Source organism: Bacillus cereus group sp. RP32 (assembly GCF_040459735.1).
Lineage (GTDB): Bacteria > Bacillota > Bacilli > Bacillales > Bacillaceae_G > Bacillus_A > Bacillus_A wiedmannii.
The window spans coordinates 2,945,801-2,961,703 of record NZ_JARVHO010000001.1; the positions used below are offsets into that span (position 1 = coordinate 2,945,801).

The following is a 15,903-nucleotide window of genomic DNA, read 5'->3' on the forward strand; positions in this document are numbered from 1 at the left end:
TTTACACCCTCTTCTTTGTTAATTTAAGTAATACTTTGCTCAAGCTTTCTTCCGTAAGATCCTCTGCATCAGCAAAATCTGATACCGTAAAAGCAGATTCTGTTGTTGGTTTATTTATAAGTTGACGAAGATGCCTCAACATACCATCTGCTATCAATTGAATTTTTAATTTAGAAAACTGTTCTCTACTATACATCCAAACAAAATGTAACTTTTCATCTTTCACCATTCCGATAACATCAATTAGATGAGATGGTTTGGAATCTGGATCATGATCTAAAAATGTAAATCCTGTCTCTTGCATAAACAAAGATTCCCTTGAGAAAACCTGATCAAATTGGCCCAAATAGTTAAAACTTATTGAAGGCTTTTGCTGATAAAACGGAAGTAATCCTTTATTCAAGTAACGTAAAATACCATAGTCAACTCCACGATTCGGAATTCGACGCAATTGTTCTTTGACAGCCTTTAACCCTTCAAAAGGTGTTTGAGTTCCTTGAAAATTGAGATGAACGGGATAAATACTCGTGAACCAGCCCACTGTCCTTGATAAATCAATACCTTCAATTACCTCTTCTCTTCCGTGTCCTTCTAGATGAATAGAAACCGTTTGCTGATTTGTACAATCGACGATAGCTTGTCCTAATGCCGTTAATAGTACCTCATCAATCCTTGTCTTATGAGTTACTGGAACTTCGTGTAACAATTCATATGTTTCTTCTATTCCTAAAGTCCCTGTCACTTGATCAATCGATTCTTCTGTTGTTTCTTGTATTGGATAGTCCATTGGAATTTTCATCGTTTCTTTTTCTACTTGTTCATTCCAATAATCTTGTACTTTTTTCAAAATACCCGAATCACTGTACGTCTGGAGTCGTTCAGACCAATCTTTAAAAGATGTACTTTTCGCAGGTAAGCGAACTTCTTGACCTTGTTTCATCTGGTTATATACCGTCTGTAAATCTTCCAATAGAATCCTCCATGATACTCCATCTACTACTAAATGATGAATCACCCAGAATATTCGATCATTTCCAGTCAAGTTATCCTCAAAGTACACTACTCTCATTAACGGACCAGTAACTAGATTGAAACTAGCTTGATTAATGTTCATCTCTTCTTGTATTATTGTATTCCACTCTTTTTCATTAACTTGATTCCGTTTTACAACATGGAGTACTGACAGCTCATCAGTCCCTTCATTTCTCTGCCTCCACGTTCCGTTTGGTAACTGTTTGTACTGGAAACGTAAAGCATCATGATGTTTGAGTAAATTTAATATCGCTCCCTCTAGTAACTTCACATCCAATCTCTCTTTTACTCTTAAAAGCATCGATTGATTCCAATGCTCCAGATGTGGATGTTCTTGCTCGAAGAACCAACACTGAATTGGAGTAAGAGACACATCACCTATCACAATTCCCTGCTCCGCTTGTACTCCCTGCGTTTCTATAGCCACTTGTGCCAGCTCAGCGATAGTTGGGCATTCAAACATTTGCTTTGGAGTAAGTTTTAACCCCACTTGACTTGCTTGAGATATGATTTGAATACTGAGAATCGAGTCGCCACCAATTTCAAAGAAATTATCATAGATTCCCACCTTTTTAACACCTAATACTTGCTTCCAAATGGTAGTCAGTATCTGTTCGTTACTATTCCGAGGGCCAACACATTCACTATTAATCTGCTTTTCCTCCGGCATAGGTAAGGCCTCACGATCAACTTTACCGTTAGCTGTAAGTGGAATAGCTTCCATCACCACAAATCCCGAAGGAACCATATAACTTGGTAGTTTCGCTTTAAGATACTCTCTCCACGCATCTACATTTCCATCTCCTATAACATATGCTACTAATCGTTTATCGCCTGGCTGATCTTCTCTTACAATTACAACTGCCTCTTTTACAGATGCATATGTATGTAAAGTAGACTCAATCTCCCCAATCTCAATTCGGAAACCACGTATTTTAACCTGATGATCAATTCTTCCACGATAATCCAGATTTCCATCTGGCAAATACCTCGCTAAGTCTCCTGTCCGGTATAATCTTGCTTTCGGATCACTACTAAATGGATGAGGTATAAAGCGCTCTGCAGTTAATTCGGGTCTATTTAAATACCCACGTGCCAGTCCTGCCCCACCAATATAAAGTTCACCATCAACACCTATAGGAACAGGTTGTTGATAAGCGTCTAGTATATACACTTCTAAATCGGGAATCCGCTTGCCAATATTACTTCTTGAAGCATGCTGCACATCATCTAGAGTAATTGGATAATATGTAACATGAACTGTAGTTTCTGTAATTCCATACATATTAATTAACTGTGGTTTTTTCTCCCCATACCTTTGAAACCACGGTAACAAGCTAGTAGGTTCTAACGCTTCTCCGCCAAATATGACATAACGCAGCTGCAAATTTTTATTCTTATCTTCTTGTTCACATACTTGTATTAATTGTCGAAATGCGGAAGGTGTCTGATTTAGAACTGTGACTTCTTCCTTCACCAATAATTGGTAAAAATCCTTAGGTGATCGACTAATCCAGTACGGAACAACAACTAATTTTCCACCATATAATAATGCTCCCCAAATTTCCCATACTGAGAAATCAAATGCATAAGAATGAAAAAGCGTCCAAGTATCTTTTTCATTAAACTGATACCAACAATCCGTTGCTTTAAATAACCGAATGACATTGTGATGCTCTATCATAACACCCTTTGGATTCCCCGTTGATCCCGAAGTATAGATCACGTATGCTAAATTTTGGGAACTGACATCAGAAACCGGTAAAGTCTTACTTTCTTTCCCAATCTCATCTTGATCACGATCCAGGCAAATCGACTCAACATTTTCTGGTAACCATTTCAATTCTTTTAAACTTTCTTGCGTTACGAATAACTGAATGCTAGCATCTTCTAAAATATATTGAAGTCGCTGCTCTGGATATGTTGAATCAAGTGGAACATAAGCCCCACCAGCCTTCAAAATCCCTAAAATACCTACAATCATTTCGAGGGAACGTTCAACGTACAGTCCAACTAAAGTATCAGGTCTTACTCCCTTTTTCTGCAAATAATGAGCTAACTGATTTGCACGTTCATTAAGCTCCCTATAAGTAACTTTTTCTTTTCCATACGTAACTGCAATATCGCGTGGATAGTTCAACGCTTGCTGTTTGAACAATTCATGAATAGTTACTTGAGATGGGAAATCCAGCTTAGGATTGTTGAACTCAACTAAACTTTTTCTTTTATCTTCATCAGAAATGATTTCGATTTCAGCTACCTTCTGCTTTGGTTTTTCAAAAGTGTTTTCCATTATCGCTAACATCACGTTAAAAAACCGTTTTATCTCTTCCTTAGAAAATAGCTCCTCACGATAATCAATATGTACATGTAAAGAGTCAATATCAATTAGATTTTCAATATGCACTGCAAAATCTTGCACCTCTTCATGGTTTGGAATCCATAGTGAGTCACCACTTTCATCACGATCCCTATAATCAATTGTAGTTCCGAAAAGTCTCACATTACTGTTATTCTCTTTATTAATCTGCTTTAATAACAAATCAAATGGATATTTCTGGTGTCTCAATAATTTGCTTTGTTTTCTGGACACCCTACTAATAAATGAAAGTACTTCTTCTTCTGGATCAATATCCATTCTTAAAGGAACTGTACTCACCATCATTCCAATCAATTTTCGCTCCATTTTAGTCATACGATTGCCGTAAGCCATTCCTAAACCAATATCAAGCGATGAGGTCCACCGATACATGGACAACGAGAAAGCAGCAACAAAAAAAGTGTATAAACTAATTTTGTAATCTTCAGAAAATTTTTCTATCTTTCTCTTCAAATGCTCCGTTAATATAAATGTCTCACGTGATGCTTTAGTACTAACTTGGTACGTATTATAGGGCTTCAATCCGGTCACAGATGGCAATGTTTTAAATTCCTCTAACCAGAATTTTTGATCTTTTTGAAAGCGACTACTATTCAAGTATGTTTGTTCATTAGTCAGAAATTGAAAATATGAATTTTCAATTTCGTCTTCCTCATTCTCGTTATACATTTCATAATAATATTTTGCAATCTGCTCAGTAAATATTTGAATTGATAAACCATCCATAATAATATGATGAACATTTCCAAAGACTGCACATTCATTATCGTTTAATTTTATTAAAGCGAAATAGTATAAATTTGAATTAAATAATGTAAACGTTTCTTTTGTTTTCTGCTCAATCCATTCCTCAAGCAAATTTGTATTCTCCACATTACTGAAATCAAAAAACTCAAATTCTTGTTCTTCATGTTTAATAAAATATTGTTTCGGTTCCTGATGCCCATTTTCTTTTAACCTAATGCACAGACCGTCATTTTCACTAATGACGCGATTCACAACTTGGTTTAATTTTGAATAATTCATTTTTCGATGAAGTTTAAATAAAAATCTTAAATTACATATTCCTTTATCAGAATGAATAACTTCTGTATACCATATCCTTCGCTGCGGATGGCTTAATGGATAACATTCCTCATTGGTCATAAAAATCTTCCCTTCAAAAATTATTTGCTCTTATAGGTTCGTGTTTATGTTTAGCCCATAAATATTTCTGCAGTGAAACTCCAATTACTCCAATGATAACAAGCCCAATCCCTCCATAAACATAAAGTTGAGTTACTCCGAACAAATGCACTAATGGGCCACTCATAGCAGGAGAAATAATTAAAACTGCGTTTGTTAAACTGCTTTGAATACCAAATACCCTTCCTACTTGATCTTGATCGGATTCTATTTGTAAAATGACTTGATTAGATACAAGCATCAGCCCACTTCCAATCCCAGCGATAAAACTAATTAAATAGGCCAAAACGAAGACCGTACCGGGCGTTATCAAACCAATCCCCCCAAAACCAATTCCCATTAAAACCATACCTCCACATACTACCCAGCCATATTGAAATTGTTTTAATTTCTGAGTTAGTAATGCACCAAGTATTCCGCCAAGACCAATAATAGAAATGATATATCCCATTTTACTTTTATCATGTGGGAATAAGCTCTTAAATAAAGTTGGGAATTGTGAGTCTACTAATTGTAATACTGCCATGGCTATTGTAACGAAAATCATAGTTGATAATATTATCCGATTAGATAACACATAACCCCACCCTTGTACCCAAGCGGTCCAAGTACTTTGTTTTTGCTTTTCAACAAATTCTTTCGATATAGTTTCTTTAAATTTTATTGTGGGTATCAGAACTAAGGTAGCTAATAAACAACTTATAGCTCTTATAATGAGGCAGAACTCTGGTTGAAACCAGCTCAGCAACATGCCCCCTATAAGTGGGCCTACTATCTTGGTACCCTGCTCTACTATTCCGTTGATACTTACTGCTTTAGTGAGCAAATCCGGGGATACAATCTGTCTTGTTAGTGTTTGCTGTGCAGGATAATAGAAAACACTAAAAATGGAACGAATCATTAATGCCACTAAGAGCCAGTAGATATCTTGTACAAATAAAAGAGCAATCGTTATTAGACCAACCATTAGATTACAGAACATCATAATTGGAATTTTTCTAAAACGATCTGCAATAACACCTGCCCATGAGCCAAAAATAATTCCAGGAAGTGCATATGCAACAGGAATCAATCCAATCATAGTAGGATCTACTTCCCATTCAAACCCAACTATAGTCATAATCGCTAACATATCAATAAAAACACCAAGCATAAGCAATGAATAGGCAGAGAAAACTTGTAAATATACCCTATTTCCTAATAGGCCTTTTGAATCAGTAGTTTTCATAAAAGCAAGCTCCTTAGGTTACTAATATAAATACTTTTGCGTATAAGGTACCCCTTTATTAAACCTAATTAATCATTATAAAGATTTCACCTAGAATTTAACTTCGTCAAACCCTATACTAATTCCAACGTTTCATATTTTTTAAAATAGTCAGATAATTTTTGGTACACCTATTTCTTCATTTTTATATCAACTGTTACAAAATAGACCTTTGCCTTACACTAAAAACAGTTAAACATTAACTTAATATAACCATTTACAGTTGTTTGCACATTTAATTCACATCCTTTTTAAAGTTGGCCTTTTTCTATCTCAAATACTATCACACAACTTTTTCACCTACTATATTCATAAAGTTGAAATATTTGAATCAGAAAATTCGGATAAAAAAACAAAATCCACAAATCATAACAAACTATTATTTAGTTATATTTTCATTTTATAGATAGCTTTAACCATAAGAATATTAAGAATTAAGTTTTTTAATTTTATTAACATAATAGTTTATAGAGACTATAAATCCTACTAAATAAAAAGGTACATATACAATAAAGTATATGTACCTTTCCTTATCCTACATATTTTCTATTCAAATTAATTCCAATAACTAAAATAGATATTAAAAATATAATACTAACAATTACTAATGCACTCATAACAAAGATTGAATAATATAGTATTGATTTTTTTACATTTACTACCTATTTAACTTATTGGACATTATTGCTTCAAAAAAATTACACATTATACGCAATCGGGATAAATCCCCAAAATATGATTTGACTATGTTATTATATAATATTATTATGAATCTCTTGTAAAATATAATATATTTTAAGATAATGTAACATCAGTTTTTCTATAAAAGAACTTAATTTTTATGCAGTACTAATTTATTTAGTAATACAGTATATATTAATTTAGGTATAAAAATGTTTAAAGATCACCTATTTCCGTAGGTAATCTTTCCTTTTGATTCTGCATTTGTGCACTACTGTAGAAATATATCATAGATACGCTTTGTTTGCTAAATTTTTAGTTCTTTCCATTTATTAAAAAACATAGCTTAATACAATTAATATCATATTTGTTAAATTGCAAACGATTATTTTGTCTTCTGTACAGGCAAACTACTAAAAATCAATTCAGCAACTTTTACATATCCTTTTGAGTTTGGATGAATTAAATCCTTAGACCAAAGCGTATTGTCATTAACTAAATGATGATTCCAAAAATCAACATGATGAAGCTTATACTCTCTACTCAGTGAAAGTATAACTTCATTTGCCTCTAATAATTGTTCTTTTAATACTTGTTTTTTTTCAGAAGAAAAAGGAAGCCGAACTGTAAAATCTGGAAGGCTTGCTATAATAATATCCGCCCCTGCTTTACTTAATGTATCTATCATAAATTTCATATCGTTCTTATATGCCTCATGATTCCAACGTCCTTTTAAAACATCGTTTGCCCCTGCAATGAGACTAACCAAATCTGGATTAAAAGTTAACGCCTTTTCCAATTGCTGCGAGCGAATTTCTTTAGTTACTAACCCACGCTTTGCAAAATTGGCATATTCTATATCTTTTTCACACAGTTGAACCAAATGATCTACCCAGCTTTTTAATGCAATTCCCTCAACTTCATCCCCTATCCCCTCTGTAAAACTATCACCAATCGAGACAAATCGCTTCCACATATCTATTTCCCCTTTTTATTATTCATATCTATACTATACATTAGCTCACAATGTAATTGTTCTTTCTAAATGTTTTTGATTTCAATTATATTCCACTTTATTATATTTACATTTAGAATCCAAAATTGACCGATTCCTAAGTATACTTAGGAATCGGTCATATTCGTATATTTACTAAAGAAATAAAATCTCCTTAGGAATTATACTTTTTTCAAAAAATTTGTTGTTCTTTGTTTTGCCCAGTTGATACATTTCTTTTCGATTAAATGATAAGAAACTATAGAAAAAAGTAGTGTCATTGTAATGCACAAAGTAAGAAGGAAAAAGATAGGTATCTTTGTATACAAAAGTTTAAATAGTACCATCATGATTGGAAAATGACACAAATAGATACTGTATGAAATTTCTCCTAAGTATACAAACACACTCTTATTTAAAAGTATTTTTACTTTTAGGTTACTCATAGCCATTATAATAAATATACTAACCCCCATTACGACACCCCAATCTTTTAATAAGAAAGTAGTATCATTACGGGAAAAACCATAAATTAAAATGGAATATAAATATAGAATAATTCCTAAGGCAATAAGAAATCCTTTTTTAAATTTTTTCATATTCCTATATGAGTAGATAAGTTTTTCCTGATGCTTAAAAAGTAACATTCCAACCATAAACATAGATGTAAAATGCAGTGTATCGGCATAACCATTATAAAATCCTTCAGCTTTCCCAATATGCAACATATTAAGAAAAACACTAATTAAAGAAAAGCTCAAAGCAAATAGTATCGTTTTCTTCCAATTCAGTTTATAAAAAAGAAGGAATAACACAGGAAACACAATAGATATACGCATTTCTTGAGCCAATGACCAAATAACTGGATTATAATTTTCCGTAAAAAAGTTATTAAGAAGCACAAAGTGGTTTATAATATCTAATTTTGTTATAGACCCTTGCCACCTATCATAGAACCAATCCCGTAGTCCTACCACTTCATATGGCGAAAATAAAATAAATAAAACAAAGGTAACGATTATCCAAAAATAATAAGGAATATAGATTCTTACAAATCTCTTAATTAAATATCCCCAATAATTTGTTTTTGAATAATAAAGTGCCATAGATAACACAAAACCACTTAGTACATAAAAAACGATAACAGCTTCCCCACCCGCCCATAAAAACCTAAGCGGGGAAAATTTAATAGAATTAGGCAACGATGGTAGCATTAAACAAAAATGTCCAAATACCACAGTAAGTGCCGCTAACCCTCGTATGGAATCTAATTCTTTTATTCTCTTACTCATAAAATATTCTCCTTGTAAATTGTAGATTTTGCTTTTCAAAAAGGCCACTATGCGAATGTAGTGGGAGAATTGTACATATTGTTTCTTTAAATTCCTAATATAAGCAGTACAAAGTTAATTTGACCTCCATTTCTTTATATACATAATTTAAAACAAAATATTTAATACAAAGAAAAGATTTTATTAAATTTTTATAAAGTGAAACTTTAATCAGTGGGGGTCTTACTGCCCGTTAATGCGGGATAAAATCTAATTACAGAAATACTCACCGGATATTATTTTTTTATTGTCATTTGATGGAATAATGGGTGGGTTTTCATCATGTAACTTTATTAAACTAACCTTGCACCAGAATCCTTTAAATCGAAAGATTCATAATAAATGCCATCCTTTTTGTTGGAGTGAACCCTGAGAATGAGACGATAAAAAACACCTCTCTAAATCGTAAGTATCAGTTATGATTTTAATGGAGGTGTTTTTCGTATGGGGAAAAAGGCGCATTATCCCGCCGAAATAAAGTGGAAAGTAGTTGAAATGAAACACCAAGGATTCAAAAATAAAGAAATTATGGATGCCTTAGGAATTAGACATGTGGCTCAAATTAAAACTTGGATGAAATGGTATCGTGAAGGCGAAACCTATCGGTTTGAACAATCTATTGGAAGACAATCTGCACATGGAAAAGGCTTAAAAAGGTTAACAGAACTTGAACAAAAAGAATTAGAAATACGATATTTAAAGGCAAAGATTATATTGCTGGAAAAGTGCCAAGAAATCTTAAGGAGGTGGGAGGAAAAGAAGAAATAATGAAAATGATAAAGGAACGGCAATCAATTTTTACAATTGCAGAACTGTGTTCCATATTTAATATTTCACGTGCTACTTATTATCGTTGGAAAAAACAGGAGAAAACAGTAACTAATCATGAAGAAAAAACCGTAATAGAAATATGTCAAGATCATAAATATCGGTATGGATATCGTCGGGTTACAGCTTGTCTACGTGATCAATTTAACATCGTAATGAATCATAAAAAAGTATTACGTATCATGAGAAAATACAACGTATTATCTCGGGTTAGAAAAAAGAAAAAGATATTTGTGCTCGGTCATGAACCAGTGGTAGCTAAAAATAGAATACAACGGAGATTTAAAGCTACCAAGCCTAATGAAAAATGGTTCACTGATATCACGTATTTGATGTTCGGCAATAAGACTCTTTATTTTTCATCTATTATAGATGGGTTTAACAATGAAATTGTAAGTTATAAAATAGCTGAGACACAAGATGTTTCTCTTGTATTAGATACTCTAAAAGAGGCTTTAAGAAAGCGAAATGTGATTGATACGATTTTACATTCGGATCAAGGAAAGGTGTATACATCAAAACAATTTCAAACATATGCCAAAGAAAAAGGCATTATCACAAGCATGTCTCGTACAGGAAACTGCCATGATAATGCCCTCATAGAATCCTTTCATTCTCATTTGAAATCCGAAGGATTCTATGCGCAAAATATAAAACAATCGAATAATGCTAGTATAATACAAACTGTGGATGAATACATCCACTACTATAATAATGAACGGATTCAGAGAAAATTAGATAATATGTCACCTATAGCTTATAGGAAACATGTTATCTAGGTGTTTTTTCTTTGTCTCACCAAATGGGGTCAGACCATTGTATATTTCTACAAAAAGAATAGCGTTTTTTAATTGATGGACACAAATTTATGCTAGCTTTTTACTATATCAACCGCACTATCCCACATACCATTAAAGAAAGATCCGATTTCACGCATAAAACGTGTAAACCAATTTGCTTGTTCTACATCAGATTTTGTTACAAGTTCTATTTGTAATGATTTACCTGATAAGAAGCCAGGATCTGTATTATCTTTAGGCGAGATAATCATTTTACTTATTGTTACACCTTTTTTAATAGGCGCTTCTTGTTCTTTATTCGATACTTTAAATTCTTTTTTATAAACATCTTTATTGCCCTTTGGCATTGGAAGTGAAACAGCTTGCTTCGTTTGAACTACTACATCTTTGTCTTTCGCATTTGCCACTCGAACTGTTTCATGTCCTTTTACTACTGAATCTTTTCCGTAGATATTCTTCACTTCAAAATTCGCAAATCCATAATCATATAATTTCTTCGTTTCATCAAAACGTGCTGTATGAGAGTTTGCTTTTATTACTACAGAGATTAGACGCATACCGTTTCTTTCTACTGTACCAGTGAAACAATCTCCCGCTTCTGGAGTCGTTCCTGTTTTCAAACCATCTACACCTTCATATTGCTTAATTAAACCTTTTAACATCCAGTTAAAGTTCGCCATATCAATTGGATATTTACCACCCTCTTGGAATGTTTTTTTAGGAATTTTTGCTGTATTTAATATTGGGGGAAAATCTTGAATAAGACGTTGTGCTAAAATTGCACAATCCCTTGCAGACATTTTATTTTTCTCGTCTAGAGTCGTCCCTTCTAGGTGATATCCTTTTAAATCTTGATTTGTTAAGCCTGTAGAGTTTACAAACTTATACTCTTTCATTCCAAACTCTTTCGACTTATCGTTCATCATTTTTACAAAATTGATCTCTTTACCAGCAATCTGTTCAACTAAAGCAATTGTTGCACCATTTGCAGAGTAAATTGCCATTGCCTCATATAACTCTTTTACCGTATAAGAGCCACCATTTTCTAATGGAACATTTGATAATGAACGATCTTGCGAAATCTTATGTGCATATTCAGAGATTTTAACTTTTTGATCCCATTTAAGTTTTCCTTTATCCACCGCTTCATGAACTAAGTATTCGCTCATCATTTTTGTCATACTAGCAATTGCCAATGATTCATCTGCATTTTTTTCATATAAAATTTTTCCGGAATTTGCTTCTATTAAAATTGCTGATCCTGCTTCAACGTCTATAGCAGGAACTATTTCCGCTGCTGCTCTTCCAATTGTAACGACCATGCTACAAAATAGTGTAAGCACTGTTACTATTGCAATAAATCTCTTGCAAAACATACCTTTCACTTCTGTTACCTCCAATATCTTTGTACTCAAAAAAAGCTTTATTCTAACATAATCCTCCCAAAAATAGACAGTGTTCTCAAATTGTATATACATATAAAACGTTAGAATCGCTTTCATATAGACCATCTCATCCGACACTTTTAGGTGCGCTAATACTTTGTATTCCACACATATCCTTATTTTTAATCCCCTTATATTTTTCAAAATGATTCGCACTTTCATATTTTTTAGGATTACAATTAATAGACAATCTAAATAATACATTTGTTCCACATTTACAAAAAATAAAAAACTACATCCTATATGGAATGTAGTTTTTCTAACTGATTTATTTCTTTTTTACTTCATTTTTATAAAAAGCAAATAATGTTTCAATGGCTGGACTAGATAAAAGAAGCATTGCCTTCTCAATCAACTCTCTATCCCAATCAAACCAACGCATCTCCATTAGCATATTTATTTCTGTATCAGTGAACCGCTTCTTTATTTCTTTAGCAGGATTTCCACCAACTATTGTATACGGCGGAACATCTTTACTTACGATAGATCCTGCTGCGACGATTGCACCTTCACCGATTGTAACGCCAGGCATTATTATAGCATTCATTCCAATCCAAGCATCACTTTTAATGACTGTATCACCCTTCGGTTCATATGATTGTTCAATTTGCTCAGCGAATGGATATACTGTGATCCATTCTGAGTGATGATTATGATTACCACCCATTAAAATGACTACTCCACTAGCAATACAAACATAGTTCCCAATAATAAGTCTATCAAGATGCCATCCCATCTGTTCAATTGGATTGAAAAGTGCACGGGACTTAGCATCCCCCCACAAATACCTTACACAGCCATCTTCAAAATTTTGATGACCGTAATACCCTGAATAATAGGAGTACTCTCCTACTTCAATGAGTGGATTTGTTACTATATCTTTTAAATACTTCGTTTCTGACCAATGATTAAATAATGGATGCTTCATAACTTTATTCCTCGCTTCTAAGTATTGTAGATCTTTGTATTTCACTTAGAAGCTTACTACGACTGCTACATTTTTTAGCTTTCTCAAACGACGAATCATTATATTCAAGCCTTTCTTTTATAATAAAAAATCATAACTTGATAATTTACATAAGTCAAATTTTAAAATTATATACCCAAACTTAAGATGTGCATTAAAATTTCAGTTTTAAAATAATCATGTTTTCAAATAATAAATCGCAATTACATATAATAAAGATTTATTAGCTATATCTCTAACTTCTTTCTTATATTTGCCTTCACTCCCTCGATATAATTTTATTACTTATTAATTTGTCTGATAAATCAATAAATGTTAATATGATTATAGAAGATATTATCACCCATTAGATTTCACAGCTAGTTTTTCACAAAAACGATTTCTGAATCCTTAAGTAAATAGGAGGTTTAGAACATGAAACTTTTAAGGCAATCAACAATTATTGGTGCATTGACTGTTGGAGGATTTTTATTTTCGAATACAATTAGTACAATCACACCTGTGTCTGCTGAATCTCAACTTACACAAAAAGAATCACGATTTTTAGATAATTGGCAGTGGCAAAGCTATTTTTTATTACATCATAATGCAGATTTTATAGAAGAGTTAGCAGTTGGTGACTTAAAGCATGGAGATACATTCGATGTTACTATATATACTGGTGGTAAGGATACTGGTATTGTAAAAATATATCAATTGAGTGAAAATGAAAATAATGAAATAAACTTGCATAGATATAAAACCATTTTTGACTCAGGTCTAAAACATAATTATGGTAGATTTGTAACACCTATTACTAAGGTTTATAATCCAGGAACATATGTAGCCGTTATGAAACTTGGAGAAAATTATTATTATGGGGGCACCTTTAAAATCTCAAAATAATTTACGTTTATCTCACCAATAAACATTGGATACCATTGTTATTAGACAAAAACTATTTTAAAAGCTTCTCTGCCTTATATAAGGTAGAGAGCTTTTTGATTGTCTGCCCTTTTTAAGGTTAGAAAAAATCCTTACTTTCTTTATAAATTAGCATTTTTATTCACGAACCGTTTTCACTTCTTTATGCCCTACAATTCGATATGCAATATTGCATATTCTATATGTTCATTCTTTAAACATGCGATAATTTATTTATATAAAGGTCTAAAATTAATATTGGAAGGAGAATATTACATGTCTTTCTTTTCTTGGTCTCCTCTTATTTTCTTAATAGTTGTCGCAATTATCATTTCTATTCAAAAGGCTAAGAAACAATAATTTATTATTTGGAGGTGTAATAATGTCATTTGCAGCATGGAGTGCAATTTTTATGACTTTAATTGGAGCGGTATCCGGAGCAATCTTTGGTACAATATCCTCTAGAAATAAAAGTGAAAATTAAATACTAACGTAAAAAAGAATTTCTAATAAAATTCTATACAAAAAAGTAGCCTATAAAGTTTTATTGGCTACTTTTCATTTCATCCATATTATTTAACTAATTCTTTCGTACCCTTCATTACATCAACGAAGAATCCCCAGTTATTCACAACAGAAGAAATACTAATATGTTCATCTGGAGTATGGACGTTGAATATATCTGGACCGAATGAAATTGCATCTAATTCAGGCATCTTTTGAACGAATACACTGCATTCAATACCTGCATGTACAGCGAAGATTTCAACATCTTTATTGTATTTTTCTTGATGCACTTTTTCAAATAAATTACGAATTTGTGAATTCGGATTGTATGGCCATTCTGGATACTCTGACTCTATTTCAAATGTTGCACCAACTAATTCGGCAATACATTTAATCTCATCTGCAATATGCTGTTTTAAACTACTTACAGAACTTCTCACTTCGTTACGTAATTTAATTTCATCTTGCAATGTTTCAATAACACCTAAATTTGTTGAGCTTTCTACTAGACCTTTAATATCCATGCTCATACTTTGAATGCCATTTGGAATTAAGAATAATGATGAAATAAGTTGCTTTTGTGTTTCTTTAGCAAATACTTTTTCTACTTTCTCATCCAATTTTGTAAGTGTAACATGAACATCTGGATCAACAGCACGCATTTCTTCTTGTAATACTCGTGTCCATGATTCTAGTATTTCTTCTACCTTCTCTACGTCTTCTGTACGTAATACAATTGTAGCTACACTTTCACGCGGAATTGCATTCGTTTTTAATCCGCCGTGAACTTCACTTATATCAAATTGAATATTTGCTAATAAATCACGTAATACTCGACCTAATACTTTGTTCGCATTACCGCGTTGTTTATCAATTTCCATACCAGAATGTCCGCCTTTTAGACCACCAACATATAGACGGTATGCATCCATATTCGCTGGCGCTTCATCCAAAATTACTGGAATTGTTTCAACAGCTTTTGCACCACCTGCGCTACTTACAAGTAATTTATGATCTTCTTCAGAATCAATATTAATAAAGATCTTTCCTTCAAAATGATTTGGGTCAACAGCGAAAGCCCCACCCATTGTCGTTTCTTCTTCAGTAGTAATAACTACTTCAAGTGCTGGATGCGGAATGTCTTTTGCATCTAATAGAGCTAATGCATACGCAACTGCAATACCATTATCAGCACCTAAAGTCGTTTGATTTGCATATAACATGTCCCCAATGATTCGTAATTCAATTGGATCTTTTTCAAAATCATGTACGGTTGCTTGATTTTTTTCACATACCATATCCATATGACCTTGAATGATAATAGTTGGTATATTTTCATAGCCAGTAGTTGCGTCTTTTTTAATAATGACATTCATTGCTTCATCTTGAATCACTTCTAAGTTACGCTCTTTTGCAAAGCCAACTAAAAAATCACTAATTTCCTTTTCATTACCCGATCCTCTAGGAATCTTTGAAATTTCTGCAAAATGATAAAATACAGGGTGCTTTGTTAATTGTTCTAAAGTAGAATACATTTTTAAGCTCCTCTCAAAATGACAAAATAATATGTAAGTCTTTAATCA

Annotated in this window: 9 protein-coding genes; 2 read left to right on the forward strand and 7 right to left on the reverse strand. The window is 32.7% G+C overall.

The window, feature by feature from the left end:
* Position 1: 1 nt before the first annotated feature.
* The 4 genes from QCI46_RS15120 to QCI46_RS15135 all read right to left on the reverse strand — a co-directional run bounded on the left by QCI46_RS15120 (position 2) and on the right by QCI46_RS15135 (position 8,831).
* Positions 2-4,558 carry an amino acid adenylation domain-containing protein gene (locus QCI46_RS15120; protein ID WP_353840729.1) on the reverse strand — a complete coding sequence of 1,519 codons (4,557 nt, stop codon included), beginning with the start codon at positions 4,556-4,558 and terminating at the stop codon, positions 2-4.
* A gap of 13 nt (positions 4,559-4,571) precedes the next feature.
* On the reverse strand, positions 4,572-5,825 hold the full coding sequence (locus QCI46_RS15125) for an MFS transporter (protein WP_353840730.1): 1,254 nt from the start codon (positions 5,823-5,825) through the stop codon (positions 4,572-4,574).
* Between the two features lie 1,105 nt (positions 5,826-6,930).
* Complete coding sequence (locus QCI46_RS15130; RefSeq protein WP_353840731.1) at positions 6,931-7,521, reverse strand: SGNH/GDSL hydrolase family protein; 591 nt, start codon at positions 7,519-7,521, stop codon at positions 6,931-6,933.
* A 200-nt stretch (positions 7,522-7,721) separates the two neighbouring features.
* Positions 7,722-8,831, reverse strand: a complete 1,110-nt coding sequence (locus tag QCI46_RS15135; protein WP_353840732.1) for an acyltransferase family protein — start codon at positions 8,829-8,831, stop codon at positions 7,722-7,724.
* A gap of 483 nt (positions 8,832-9,314) precedes the next feature.
* On the opposite strand from QCI46_RS15135, the gene QCI46_RS15140 reads away from it, so the two are divergent.
* Positions 9,315-10,477 (forward strand): IS3 family transposase gene (locus QCI46_RS15140; RefSeq protein WP_098818981.1). Its coding sequence is split into 2 segments (ribosomal slippage): positions 9,315-9,582 and positions 9,582-10,477, totalling 1,164 coding nucleotides; the frame shifts between segments, so codons are not numbered across the junction.
* Positions 10,478-10,569: 92 nt separating this feature from the next.
* On the opposite strand, the gene QCI46_RS15145 is transcribed toward QCI46_RS15140, so the two are convergent.
* Together QCI46_RS15145 and QCI46_RS15150 are read right to left on the reverse strand one after the other, a co-directional pair.
* Positions 10,570-11,883, reverse strand: coding sequence for a D-alanyl-D-alanine carboxypeptidase family protein (locus QCI46_RS15145; protein WP_353840733.1), 1,314 nt, complete (start codon positions 11,881-11,883; stop codon positions 10,570-10,572).
* Positions 11,884-12,211: 328 nt separating this feature from the next.
* Positions 12,212-12,871, reverse strand: a complete 660-nt coding sequence (locus tag QCI46_RS15150) for a CatB-related O-acetyltransferase (RefSeq protein ID WP_098115218.1) — start codon at positions 12,869-12,871, stop codon at positions 12,212-12,214.
* Positions 12,872-13,324: 453 nt separating this feature from the next.
* Between QCI46_RS15150 and QCI46_RS15155 the strand changes: the two genes are divergently transcribed.
* Entirely contained in the window at positions 13,325-13,795 is a 471-nt protein-coding gene (locus tag QCI46_RS15155; protein ID WP_353840734.1) for a DUF5065 family protein, read from the forward strand.
* A gap of 590 nt (positions 13,796-14,385) precedes the next feature.
* Here the strand turns inward: QCI46_RS15155 and pepD are convergent.
* On the reverse strand, positions 14,386-15,855 hold the full coding sequence (pepD, locus tag QCI46_RS15160) for a beta-Ala-His dipeptidase (protein WP_353840735.1): 1,470 nt from the start codon (positions 15,853-15,855) through the stop codon (positions 14,386-14,388).
* Positions 15,856-15,903 lie beyond the last annotated feature (48 nt).